The sequence below is a fragment of the Psychrobacter sp. P11G5 genome, assembly GCF_001593305.1.
GTDB lineage: Bacteria > Pseudomonadota > Gammaproteobacteria > Pseudomonadales > Moraxellaceae > Psychrobacter.
In genome coordinates this window covers 343213-356214 of the sequence record NZ_CP012533.1, presented here as the reverse complement: position 1 = coordinate 356214, position 13002 = coordinate 343213, and the positions used below count along the sequence as shown (strand labels likewise).

Here is a 13002-nt window from a genome sequence, read left to right as displayed (position 1 = left end):
ACATGAGAATTGAGAAAAGTTAATGTAACATAGAAACAATACAGTATCATTATTTTACATAAAAATATTTATCGTAGATTATTCATTAACATCAATGGTTATTTGTTATTGCTACCATGTGCAAGTGCATAGGCAGATAGATGATAAGGATAAGAGGCAGGAGCACTGATTTTGTTATGAAGGGAGTTTTGATCATGAAAGGAGGATTCGCCATATAGCGTCCGAGCTAATGCTTGTAGACTTGCACCGGTAGTCGCTACGTCATCGAATAGTAATACGCGTTTGACAGGTGGTAGCTCATTAAGCAAAAAAGCATCGTTCAAGTTGGTTAGGCGTTCTGCACGCGTCAAGCCTTGCTGACTGAGAGTGTGATCGATACGCTGAACACCGCGCCAAATGGGAATATCCCAATGTTTGGATAAATAGGCAGACAGGATGGTCACTGGATCAAAACCGCGCTCAGCTAGGCGACTGGGTGTGGTAGGCATCGGTAAGATTACGCTATTACTGCTATGACAGCCCATTGGTCTTGGTAGCTGGCGTAATACATGTACCAATAGAGGTAATTTGGTCATGTCTTCATGATGTTTAAAAGCGCGAATGGCTTGTCGAATTGGATAGTCGTAATAAGTCGCTGCTTGGACGGGCAAAGAGATGCTTGCGGCAATATCCACATTAAAGACTGCAGGTAGCCACGCTATATTGTCTTGGCAGAGGGGGCACAAAAGACCTGTGCTCAATCGCTGATATATATGATTATGATGTGAGGGCGCGGTAACGCTAGATACTTGCGATGCGCTACGATGGATATGACATAACTGACAGCGTAGATTGATATACTCTGCCAGCCATAGGCCAATTTGATATGGAGCTAAGCGCTGCATCATTAGATTGGTTTTTATTAAAACCCTTTCCAATCGTTGAGCACTATCCCAACACCAACAGACGTGTTTTCATGGTTATAATCAATAATTGATTCGCCATAACCTTGGAACAGCTGCACAAAGCCATTTACGTCTTTTGTTAATGGATAAACGTAGTCAATCTGCGCAGCGCCTTTATTAGTATCAGTGTTATAGCGTAAAGTAGTACTGATACTTTGCTGATTAGGCAAGTCATATAACAAAGTTAAATCACCATGACCCATATAATCTGTGATATCTGGATTATCGTCGCTATCATCATCTTCGTTATTTACTCGCGCCCATATACGCGGAATAACTGAGAGCTTGCCCCATTCAGCAGCACCTATTAGATAAGCGCGGTTCCATGAGCGTGATATAGGATCAGACTGACCATTTGAATGATGCACAGCCCCTACCCCTAACATGCGCAAGCGTCCACCAAATGGTAGGTTGGCTGTCACTGGTTGGGTCAAGAAAATCTCTGGCTGATAATCGGTCGCACGAAATGCTCTTGAATCGTCTTCGTTATAAACCTGCCAATGCGACTGCTGAGTATAGCCAAACCATAAGTCAGCGCTAGTATCGAACAAATCTTCAGCCACTTTGGTTTTTAGAGATAACTGAAACTTCAATTCTGTATTACGTATATCGTTAGAAGAGTACTCTTTTCCTGGTTCTTCTACATTACTTGACGTTGGGTTAAGATTAGGATCAGCGGTATAAAATATAGGCAGTACATAGTTAGGATTATGTGGTCTTGCCGTCCACGTACCGCGCTCACTGTTTTTATCAAGATCATAGGCTAGACTTAATGGTGTATATCTCTCAATATCTGTTTGAGTGACGCCTGCGTCCTCTAGGATTTGTGCTTCTCCTCTCGTCAGTCCGACCGTATCTAGGCTTTCGTTAGAGGTTGACTGACTATTAAGCTCTCCGTTATTACCGTTGGTAGCGGTTTCTTCTTCTGCAAATACTACTTGCGGATTACCTGTTATGGTCGTTCTAAAAGTCTTTGCCAGATCTAGCGGTTGTTTAGTCATTGTATAGCTAGGGACTTGTCCTATTTCTGCTACCTTATCAAAGCAGGCCAAGCGTGCTGCACTAGTCTGTACTTGCGTACATTCAATAAATAGCTCTGATTGCCTTGCAACATAGTCGCTATTTTTATAATCACTTTCTTTATAAGTACTTTCTTTGACAGATGCATTAACAGGCTTATTTGAATTCTCGGCTTGCTTGTAGATAGCTTGTGACGCATTCCTATCCTCATATTCAACAGCTGCATCTTTTACAAATATTTCATTATAGACCGGACTGCTATCTGCAGCATGTACCTGCATGGTGAAGCAAGTTAGTGCTATACCGACGGCGAGACTCAAACGGGTTTTAGACCCTACATAAGCGGTAGCTTGGTAAACAGTAATAGGGCTTACGGCCTGACGCTGCGAGATAGTATGAACAAACATAGGTGTCCTTGGTCTTAATTGGCATTATCGCCGACAGATTATCTGAAGTTACTCAAATTATTAAAGTTACTGAAACTAAAGAGCAAAAGTTACTAAAACTAAAGAACAAGCATAATATATAGATTACAGTCACTACGTTTTGCTAGTACAACTTTAGTATTGTTGCTTTAGTGTAATAAAGATACGCGCATTATACTAGAATTATCCGTACTTAGTACAATCTTAAATTGCTAACATTGCTCTTTATTAGATTCCCAAACCTACTTTAAAGTAAAAAAACCATCGTTCTAACTTATTGATAATTTAAGCCATTCTTATCAATCAAGCTGTCTGAATGATATACCGTTCAATCATGACACTACTCATTAACAAGCTCACCTCTACAATTTACCAGCCTACATTGCTTAGTATTGGTAACGTACCATGTGACATTTCTGCAATATATATTCAGGTATTTGACAGCTAAAAAAAGAGCCAGCAACTGTGTAATAACAGTATGCTGACTCATATATGATGCTAAGTGTTACTGGTGCTGCGTTACTTATTGAGCATAGTTAATGTCTCTTCAAACTCTGAACGTCCAATTTCACCAACTTGCTGATTCACTAATTGGCTATCTTGATAATATAATAATGCTGGCGGCCCAAATAACTTGTAGCGTGCTAAGATTGCTTTGGAGTCTGCCGAGGTTTCAGTGATATCAAGTCTGACCAGTTGCCAATCTTGCATCTGTGCTGGACGACTACGGAATAAATTTTTATCCATAATTCGGCATTCGATACACCAATCAGCAGTCACATCAACGATGACCTTGGGATTTGCGGCAATAATTGCATCTAATTGCGCAAGCGTCGTAACGTGCTCATCATTCGCACTACTATTACCAACCGCTTGACCATTAGCCGACTGTAGCATCATCGGTGCAGCGCTCAGTGACGCTAACGGATGTAAACTATCATCATTACCTAGTGCCGCGCCAATAATCAAACAAGCTGCCCAAATACCAGTCACTAAACCAAGTGCTTGAGTAAGCATTCGACCACGACCCAGCCAGCTCCATGCCCATGTCGCCACTACCATGAACCATAATGCCCATACTAATAGCATTACAGGGGATACAAACACGCGCTCAACTAATAGCAACGCTACTGCAAATAACAATAAAGCAAAACCTTGCTTGACCCAGTTCATCCACTCGCCAGCCTTTGGTATGATTTTACCTTGAGTTGCACCAATCAAAATCAGCGGCGCTGATAGACCAAAACCAAGCATGAATAAGGCGACAAAACCAAGCAGCGGACTACCGATGGTCGAAACTGCCAGCAATGCGCCAAATAGTGGCGCGGACACACAAGGCGATACGACCAATGCTGATAAAAACCCAGCAACCCAGCTGCCTCCCGTACTACCAAGCTTACTATCGCCCGCTTGACTCAAGCTTTGCATTTTACTACTGACTGCTCGTGGCAGACGAATAGTAAATAAGCCCAGCATATATAGTGCGAGCAATACAAAGATAATAGCAAAGCTAATCAAGATAATTGGGTTTTGTAGCCAGCCAATAATTCCTAATGACTCACCAAATACTGCGATTACTGCGCCCAAAATACCATAGGCTGTAGCGACTCCAATGGCATAACTGGTGGTCAAAATCACGCCTTTTTTGACTGTGGGGTTCTTTTGACGCGCCACAATATTGGCAACAATAGGCAGCATTGGCAGTACGCACGGGGTTAGCGCTAAGCCTAAACCTGCTAAAAACAATAAACCTAATGCCAACCAGGGATGCGATGCTAGCCCAAATGGGTCACCATCAACTAAGCTATTAGCATTTATATCATTGCTGTTGACCGTATCACTGCCTATGACGTTAGTATCTGCGCCAGAAATAGTATTGGTAGCTGCAAGCTCTTCATCTAAAGAACTGTCATCTAGCAAAGCATAATCAATAACCTCGTCGTCTGTCTCCGCTTGCTCTGCTGTAGACGTAAGACTGTCGGCACCAGCTACATTTATCGCTTCTGCTGTCGTTGTGGTACTCGCAGCCAACTGAGAATTATCGGTAAGATTATCGTTCGTTGTCGAGGTTTTAGTTGTAAGGTTTTGGGCAGAAGTACCAGCACTACTTGCCGCAGTTTGTTGCGAAGTCGCAGCGATATTGACAGTAGTATTAATCTTTTCGGGTGGGTAACAAAGCCCTGCTTTAGCACAACCTTGCCAGCCAATAACCACGGCTGCATTATCTACACTTTTGCCACTCGTACTGCTTAATACCGTAGTCGCAACCAAGTTAGCTTGATCAAATACTGGCACACGACCAAAGGTTGGATCATCAATTAAGTACGGCGTCTGACTAAAAGTAAATGGCGCAGCAGTCACACCAGCAGGCAAGGTTAATTTTATTTGGTTTTTATAGACATAGTGTTCAGGAGTGATATCAAAGTTAATCGACAACTGCGTCCCTGTATCGACAGGCTTACTGACACTACCAACCTGAAACGCTTGATCGACTGGCAAAAATTTTGGCTTCGATGAGCTTTTATTACTACCAAATAAATCACCCAAACTAGCAGCCTGAGCTGTCATGGATGTGGCGGTCAGTCCAGTAGCGACCAATCCAGTCAGCAATGAGCTACTGGTTAAAGCAAATGCCAACAGATAAGACTTTTTGGAACAACGATTTGCAGTGAGCGATGGAGGTTTTTCTGGTGTCTTAATGGACATAAAGGACTGCCTATTTATTACTAATACTTAAATCGACTTAATCGATATTTACTTACGTTTTGCTGCGATATCAACTGTGGTTTTGATTTTCTCTGGCGGATAACATAACCCAGCTTTGGCACAGCCTTGCCAACCAATCACGAGCGGTGCATTCTTTGCCCCTTTACCATTATTGGTCGTCAGCGTCGTGGTTGCTATCACATTTTTTTGCGTAAATACGGGCACTTTACCAAAGGTTGGATCATCAATTGAGACTGGGGTCTGACTAAAAGTAAACGGGGTTGCACTCACACCCTTAGGGAAACTTAAAGTAAGCTGATTTTTATAGACGTAATGACCTGGCGTGATATCAAAGGTAATGGATAAACGCGTGCCCTTAGAGGTCGCATTGGTAATGCTGTCAACTTGAAAGGCTTTATCAACTGGCAAAAATTTTGATTTTGCAGCACTATTGTTACCAAACAGCTCGCCCAGACCTGCAGCCTGAGCGCTCATAGAAACCATCGATAAACTCATCATCAACGAGGTGCTTATGATGGCAAGTGCAAGCGCATTAGACTTTTTAGAAGTACGCTTGTGCATTGCGACTGTTTTTGTTATTGGCGTTTTAATTGACATGAATAATTACCTTTGATTGCTGCTTTAAATAACTGATAGTGAAAACCTAACCATTCTGACGATAGTATTATCATCAAACATCAAACATCAAACATCAAACGAAAAGGGCTTTAATGCCAAAACGTTTACTATGACATCCTATATACGAAGGGCTGATTTTCGTGTTGATAAAAAATATCAACCAATAATGCCTTATTGGTTGATATTGGTTACGACCTAGTTATCCGTTACTAGTAGTAGCTTATGACTCAGTAGCTTGTTACTCAGTATGTTTATGACTATACCTATAGCTTTGCATAGATATCAGCATCTTGACCTTCGCCACCTTGTTGCCCATCAGCTCCTAAAGAAAATAAATCATAAGGACGACCTTCGCTACCTGGAGAGACGTACTGTAGCTCATTTTCCCAACCATCGGTCGGATAACCACCTTTGATATAACCACCTTCAGGATAATTCTTCGCCTCGGCAGGTGGCGTACTTAACGCCTCTAAACCTTGTGCTGTCGTTGGATAGCGTGAGTTATCTACCTTATACATATCAAGCGTATTGGACACGGTCGACAGTGCCGTTTCTGTCGTTTTAACACGCGCTTTATCGCTTTGTCCTACCACTTTTGGTACAACCAATCCTGCCAAAATAGCTAGGATAACAATCACAACCATAATCTCGATAAGCGTAAAGCCTGACTGGCTAAAGCCAACCTGACGGTGGCGCACTCTTGCTCGACTGCTAATAGCATTTGAATTAACAATAGTGGAGTCGTTGGTATTTAAATGGGATTGTATGCTTTTCATAAAATACTGCTTTGTCGCATTTGTTTGGGTTTTATCAATCATAGTCATCGCTTTTATTATTACGGTTATACACAAATATCAAGACGATTATCACTATAAACTATGATTTTATATTTATCTACCATCGCATTTAGATTATTACTATAGTTACTTGTAGCCAAAGCAGCTACGCTAATGATTACAAGAGCTACTTGTATTTATGAGAGCCACTATAGCCCAACTATTTGATGGACGACAGTACATTTCTCTTCCATTCATCAATATACAACAGTAAGAAAAATTTAAGAAACCTACAGTAAGGTTGATATAAATCAAAAGAATAAAAATTAGGAATAAAAAGTGGTATAAAGCAGAAACAAACGAACATAAGAGCACAGAAAACAGCCAGTGCTAACCAGCTAAATCATTCATATTTACAATTGGTAGCATGACCGCCATCACAATAATCATCACTACAACTCCCATCAGTACTAGCATTAGCGGCTCTAATAACGATAGCAAAGTACTAATAAAGTTAGTCGCTTCCGCCTCTTGCATAGTGGCAGCACGGCTAAGCATACTTTCAAGCTCGCCTGAGTTTTCACCACTTTTGATCATCTGTACCATCATCGGTGGAAAATAAGGCGTTCTTTCAAGCTGGCTTGACAGACTGGCGCCTTCTGTTACCCGATCTGCAGCGGTAATAATGGTTTGTTTAATATGTAGATTGGTGGTGACCGCAGCGCCAATATGCAGCGCTTCAATTAGTGGTACACCCGAACGTACCAAGATTGCAAGCGTACTGGCAAAGCGTGCAGCATTCAGACCTTTAGAGAGCCGCGCCAATATCGGCAATCTAAGCACGATACTATCAATAGTAAGCTTACCTGCCTGCGTTTGTGCAAACCGATAAAACAACAGTGCTGTACCCACTAATACCAGTAACATCAGCCACCACCATTGGGTAATGGCATTGGACATCGCAAGCACCACTTGAGTAATCAGTGGTAGTGCCTGCTCAGACTGCTCAAACACTTTGACAATTTTGGGTACGACAAAGCTCATCAGGCCCATAATGACGCTGATTGCCATGACCATCAATACAATGGGATATACCATCGCGCCTTGGATTTTCTTTTGTAAGGCAAAGCGGTTTTCAGTGTAATCGGCCAGCTGATTAAGAATAAGATCAAGGTGACCGGACTTTTCACCAGCAGCGATAGTAGCAATATATAACGGTGGGAAGCTAGCTGCTTGCTGTAGTGCACGGGCAAAGCTTAAACCTTCTAAGACATGCGAGCGTACTGCCAACATCAGAGACTTGATATGAGTTTTGGGTGATTGCTTGGCGACGGCTGCCAGTGTTTCTTCGAGCGGAATACCTGCTGCAAGGAGTACGGAAAGCTGGCGAGTCAATAATGCCAGCTCGTAAGCAGAGGGTTTTTTGTAGCGACTACGCTGTCGCCCTTGTTGGTCGTTGACTGCATTGACTTCTACTGGCGTCCATTGCTTATCGCGGAGTTGCTGGCGTATTTGCCGTGCAGAATCACCTTCGAGTAGCCCCTTTTGGACACCGCCTTGGTCATCAAGCGCTTTATAATGATAAGCAGGCATAGCAGCGAATATCCTAGGGTCATGGATTACAAAAGAAGTCGATAATATATTTAAAAGAGCGGTGTAGAGTCGTTACTCTCAGGCATCATTCCTTGTAATAATAAAACATCTAAATGCTGTTGCTGAAGTTTTTTATCAAAATCATTAACCTCAGCGATAAGCATTTTTTCAATACGTTTATCAGATGCATAGACGCTGAGTCGTGCGCAGATGACGGCGAGCTGATAGATACGCTTTTTACAATAACTGTCTAAGCCTTGTAGCAAGCGCACCATATAAGGCGTCTCAAGGCTAGCATAGTCATAATCTTCAATGACCTGCTCGCCAAGTGCCGTGACCCCATAGCTAATAGATAAATGCGCACAAAAATAACAGCTGAACAAATAACCAATCACATGACCAATATAATAGCCACGATCATAAGTAAAGCTACTCACCCCAAAATGACCAAGTACATAGCTATTTAGGCTGGCTTGATCGCTAATAGGTTTGGGATGTTTAAGCTTACCGACGGTCGCAAGTCTTAGCGGATTATGACCGTCTTGAGCCGTTAGTTGCCACCCAGCAGGTTGCTGGGCTGGCATATGACGCACAATGTCAGCGATGATATCGTCAACCACGTGCAGTTGCTGCCATAAGCGCTCAATCGTATCAATATCAAGTAGGCCACGCTTATCGAGCTGCTGCGCAAGCTTATACTGCTGATATTCTGCAAACTGCGGCTTTAGGGTCTGTACCAAATACGTAGGACGCGTGCTCGCAGGTGCCAAATAGAGCAGACGTGTACGCTCATGCTGTGCCTGATAAAGTGCCACACGCTGTTCAGCAACGCTAGACTCTGATGTGTCAGCATTTTGAATGGTTTGAATAGAGTTTGCTTCAGAGGGCGGCGTAGTAAAGAGTGCAAGCAAAGCGGCTTTATCAATCGCTAACGAGTTTTGCGTCGACGCTACCTGCTTATAGGTGCTTTTGTCATCGTTAGCGCTATTATCGCCATTTATAGTGGCAGATTGAAAGCTGCTCTCAAAAATCGGTTGGGTCATAAAGTACCATCACCAGCAAAAAATAAACGTTGTCTCAGGCATTGCAACCACATATTAAAGCTATTCATCTAAATGTCATGACTAAATACAACACATAGCCAAATATTATGGTGATTGCGCTTAGACAACTTACTATTATATAGTACCTGAACGCACTTTGATTGTCAGTTTTACTACATCCCTCTATCTAGTCTTTAATCATATCGGTGTTTATAAAATACCATTACAAAAAAAGCACTAAAGCCCGATTATCGACCTTAATGCTTTACCATAAATCTATTTATGCCATCAACTTACTTTGATACTGCTGACGATACGCTTTTGGTGATATGCCATAAACGCGCTTGAACGCTTGGCTAAAAGTGGAGTCTGATGCATAACCCACCAGCTCACTAATCCGACTGATGCTATTCTGCTGCAAGCGTAAATAACGTGCTGCCAAACGTAACCGATAATCGATTAAATAAGTTAATGGCGGCATGCCAACGATATCTTTAAACCGCTGTGCAAAGCTTGAGCGTGACATACCTGCTACTTCAGCAAGCTTATGAATTGTCCAGTCTCGGCTCGGAGTATAATGCATCGCGACTAATGCTTTGGTTAAATAAGGGTCTCGTAAAGCTTGTAACCAGCTGTCTGTCGCCTCCGGTAAACCTTCAATGTAAGTGCGCAAACACTCAATCATCATAATACCTGCCCAATGGTTAATGACGGCAGTCTTACCCATACGCTCGTGCTCAGACTCCAAGGTTAGCAGCTTAACCTCTACATCAATAACACCAAATCGCCCATCAGATGCTTCAGTGAGCTCAGGCAATACCGATGGTAGCACCGATAATAGCGGCTGCATCATCTCTTTCTCGTATTGACATTCGATTAGTATCAAACACGCATTGATTTCACCATCACCGTTAAGATCAACAACATGATCTTCAGAATTATTAAGCAGCCCATCTAAAGGTTTGGCATCATCACCATTATGGTTAAGTGCATAGCTGACATGCTTATAGGCATTCGAGATCATAATTGTATCGCCAGCATTTGCTTCTCGTATCTCACTCCCTACATTGATACAAAAGCTGCCGGATAATACTAAATAAAATAAAATCGTATCTTTTCTATCGATTGAATAAGACCAATTACCCTTACCATTCAAACGATAATATTTTGTCTCAGACAAATGCACGTTCTGTAATAACATACTAAGTGCGTCCATTAACAACTTCCTCAATAATATATGGCAATTTACGGCAGTTGAGCCGAACTCTGCAAAATAAACCACATAAGAGACTTTACACAAGAAAAATCGCTTATCGTGGACTGTCATTAAAGTTATACGTACGCTAAGCACATCTTGAACTTAGATTGGTCAAACAATCTGCTTCATATGAACTATAGATATATCCAATATTGGCGGCATTAATCGCATTCATCCAATCCAAATTAATAATGCAATTATGGAATCAACATCATCTTATTAAAAACTATCAAAGAAAACCTAATATATTATTTATAAATACTTAATAATTAATAGCTTACATGAAAAAAAATAGATATATACAGCTAAATAAATTTTAAATTAGTTTAAATACTCAACAGTTCTCGATGAATACTATTCAACGAGCATATTAAGAAAAAATCTAAGAAGAAATTAAGCGTTGATAAACAGTTAACTGCCTTAAGAAAAAAATGAGGATTATCATCAAACAATAGGCGAAATAATATCATTAAGCTATCAAAAAATAGCCCAAAAATAGAAGGGAATGTAAAGATACAAAAAACGCAGACGAAAAAAAATGCCAACGAGGGCAATTAGTTTGTAAGAAAAGATATAAACAGAAGGGTATCAAATAAAAATTGGGGCGACTGATGGGACTCGAACCCACGACAACCGAGATCACAACCCGGGGCTCTACCAACTGAGCTACAACCGCCATAACTATTGCCAAAAAGGCAAAATTTGCAGGCTAAATGGTGCGCCTGGCAGGATTCGAACCTGCGGCCACCTCCTTAGAAGGGAGATGCTCTATCCAGCTGAGCTACAGGCGCTCTTAGAGGACTTTTACATATTTTGGTAAATTTATAATATCAGAAACTAAACCATTATACATAAAAAAAAGCCTGTAAGGCTCTTAAAATAGATGGTCGGAGTGATAGGATTCGAACCTACGACCCTCTGGTCCCAAACCAGATGCGCTACCAAACTGCGCCACACTCCGAAACTCTCTATTATCACGATAGTTTTGTTAGTTAACTCGTTATTGGCAATGCCACTAACTGGTTAATGTTCCTCGCTATCGAGGTGCACATATTAAGGCTTATAGACCTTTGTGTCAACACCTATTTCTAGTTATTTTAATAAATCTGCATAATTTTAGCTAAATACTTGTTTTTATTGTTTATACCTCTTTAAGTAAATTTTGAGTAACTTTATACAGGCCCGCTATTAAGCGAGCCAGTAGTGACATTAAAGGGCATCAGCCATAATGTCGCCTGCTCTAAGTCTATAGAATTTGCAGACTGCCGCAGTACGACTGGTTGCCGAGCATCATCTGTGACCGGATAGACGAGCCAAACCTGCTCTGCTTGGTAAGCTTGCGCATAGCTGGTCAGCTGATAAGCATCGTTGGCACTGATGTCGCGTGTATGAGATAGATGCTTCCATTTAATATCGATGACATGACTACAACAACGTGCGTTGTCATCTTTACTCAGATGTATTTTTTCACTACTCTGATGGGCGGACATGTCATAAACCAGTAAATCCGGCTGCATAGACAGACAAGTCTGTCCTGTAGGGTCACTAAGCCAAACCCCTCTTTGCTGATGAAATGTCTGATACAGAGGTTGGTTAATACCACCAGACTGATTAAACAGTTCAGCAACGCGCTGGCCTGCCCACTGCTCAAACGCTTGATTCATATTAATCAATAAACATAATTGCAATTGGCTGCTTTGATGGCTGATGCCATTGCCTGCGGGCATGCTTGAATGCTGCATCTGGAGTAGCCAATAAGCTAAATCTAATAGTTTATGCGCAGACTGCAGCTGCAACCTAGTCAACGGCTGTAACCTTATCTGCTGCTTTGCCATCTGATATAGAGAATCCAACCTTTGTAGCTCATAATCACTAAACGCAGTGATCTGTCGCCAAGACACCAACTTAGACATTAGTATCGCAGACAGCGATATTGATTGCGAATTATAACCCTGACGTGAGCCTGCCAGCTGCTTAAGAAAAACCAAAGCGCTTTTGATTAGGCGATTGGCGAGCATATCCGTACTTAAATGATTTACTTCACAGGCAAACTTATGAGGTTGATGGCTATTACGCTTGAGCTGTTCTTTGATGAGCAGCTTACCCTGTAGCATTGTTTGATTATGAATTTGGGTCTGATAATGCTTGGTAGGCTGATAATCGGACAGTAACTGTAAAAACTGCGTGACTAACCATTGCGATAGCGGCGGCGTTTGTGTAGATAAGGGAGCGAGATGGTGGCTCAGTTGTCCTAAGTTTTTTGTGTGCGGCAATTTATTATTTGTGTTAGATCCAGCGGTCAAGTCAGACAACATCAGTTGTACCCACTGACGTGCCTGCATGACTTCATCGTTTTGCGTGAGATTATTTTCCCGCGCTCCTGCAACCGCTTTGGGCAATATCTCAAGCGTGATGCCACTTGGTAGCATAATGACGCCAATATAGTGACCTATTTTAAGCTGCCATTGTCCACGCTGACGCTGAATAGTAAATACCGTAAACTCTTGCGCCAATAGCCAAGCAAAATCAGCTACCACAAAAAAGTCTGCTGAAACTAAACGCTGATGTTCGAACACGCTCATAATAGCGTTACCCGAC

The 13002-nt window shown here is 41.8% G+C and carries 9 protein-coding genes and 3 tRNA genes; all 12 read right to left on the bottom strand.

Annotation, left to right across the window (positions count from 1 at the left end; translation table 11 throughout):
* Positions 1–98: 98 nt before the first annotated feature.
* Entirely contained in the window at positions 99–887 is a 789-nt protein-coding gene (locus tag AK825_RS01545) for a ComF family protein (protein WP_227514096.1), read from the bottom strand.
* Positions 888–901: 14 nt separating this feature from the next.
* Positions 902–2371: a phospholipase A gene (locus AK825_RS01540; RefSeq protein WP_068034139.1), complete on the bottom strand. Its 1470-nt coding sequence runs from the start codon at positions 2369–2371 to the stop codon at positions 902–904.
* Positions 2372–2908: 537 nt separating this feature from the next.
* Complete coding sequence (locus AK825_RS01535; RefSeq protein ID WP_068034137.1) at positions 2909–5095, bottom strand: protein-disulfide reductase DsbD domain-containing protein; 2187 nt, start codon at positions 5093–5095, stop codon at positions 2909–2911.
* 48 nt (positions 5096–5143) lie between these two features.
* The gene (locus AK825_RS01530) at positions 5144–5713 is read right to left on the bottom strand and encodes a protein-disulfide reductase DsbD domain-containing protein (RefSeq protein ID WP_068034135.1); all 570 of its coding nucleotides are present in this window, start codon (positions 5711–5713) and stop codon (positions 5144–5146) included.
* Between the two features lie 284 nt (positions 5714–5997).
* A complete protein-coding gene (gene gspG, locus AK825_RS01525) occupies positions 5998–6510 on the bottom strand; it encodes a type II secretion system major pseudopilin GspG (RefSeq protein WP_082787264.1) in 513 nt (170 codons plus the stop codon).
* A gap of 390 nt (positions 6511–6900) precedes the next feature.
* Positions 6901–8103 carry a type II secretion system inner membrane protein GspF gene (gene gspF / locus AK825_RS01520; RefSeq protein WP_068034132.1) on the bottom strand — a complete coding sequence of 401 codons (1203 nt, stop codon included), beginning with the start codon at positions 8101–8103 and terminating at the stop codon, positions 6901–6903.
* 50 nt (positions 8104–8153) lie between these two features.
* Positions 8154–9146: a hypothetical protein gene (locus AK825_RS01515; protein WP_068034130.1), complete on the bottom strand. Its 993-nt coding sequence runs from the start codon at positions 9144–9146 to the stop codon at positions 8154–8156.
* Positions 9147–9426: 280 nt separating this feature from the next.
* On the bottom strand, positions 9427–10362 hold the full coding sequence (locus tag AK825_RS01510; protein WP_068034128.1) for an AraC family transcriptional regulator: 936 nt from the start codon (positions 10360–10362) through the stop codon (positions 9427–9429).
* A gap of 642 nt (positions 10363–11004) precedes the next feature.
* Positions 11005–11080, bottom strand: a tRNA-His gene (locus AK825_RS01505).
* A gap of 38 nt (positions 11081–11118) precedes the next feature.
* Positions 11119–11195: transfer RNA gene (locus AK825_RS01500), tRNA-Arg, on the bottom strand.
* 93 nt (positions 11196–11288) lie between these two features.
* Positions 11289–11365: transfer RNA gene (locus AK825_RS01495), tRNA-Pro, on the bottom strand.
* A gap of 211 nt (positions 11366–11576) precedes the next feature.
* Positions 11577–12986: an McrC family protein gene (locus AK825_RS01490; RefSeq protein WP_227514095.1), complete on the bottom strand. Its 1410-nt coding sequence runs from the start codon at positions 12984–12986 to the stop codon at positions 11577–11579.
* Positions 12987–13002: the final 16 nt, after the last annotated feature.

Bases quoted from the DNA above. Each gene is read 5' to 3' on its own strand.
- AK825_RS01545 (WP_227514096.1), bottom strand. From the start codon at position 887: ATGATGCAGCGCTTAGCTCCATATCAAATTGGCCTATGGCTGGCAGAG.
- AK825_RS01540 (WP_068034139.1), bottom strand. From the start codon at position 2,371: ATGTTTGTTCATACTATCTCGCAGCGTCAGGCCGTAAGCCCTATTACT.
- AK825_RS01535 (WP_068034137.1), bottom strand. From the start codon at position 5,095: ATGTCCATTAAGACACCAGAAAAACCTCCATCGCTCACTGCAAATCGT.
- AK825_RS01530 (WP_068034135.1), bottom strand. From the start codon at position 5,713: ATGTCAATTAAAACGCCAATAACAAAAACAGTCGCAATGCACAAGCGT.
- gspG (WP_082787264.1), bottom strand. From the start codon at position 6,510: ATGAAAAGCATACAATCCCATTTAAATACCAACGACTCCACTATTGTT.
- gspF (WP_068034132.1), bottom strand. From the start codon at position 8,103: ATGCCTGCTTATCATTATAAAGCGCTTGATGACCAAGGCGGTGTCCAA.
- AK825_RS01515 (WP_068034130.1), bottom strand. From the start codon at position 9,146: ATGACCCAACCGATTTTTGAGAGCAGCTTTCAATCTGCCACTATAAAT.
- AK825_RS01510 (WP_068034128.1), bottom strand. From the start codon at position 10,362: ATGGACGCACTTAGTATGTTATTACAGAACGTGCATTTGTCTGAGACA.
- AK825_RS01490 (WP_227514095.1), bottom strand. From the start codon at position 12,986: ATGAGCGTGTTCGAACATCAGCGTTTAGTTTCAGCAGACTTTTTTGTG.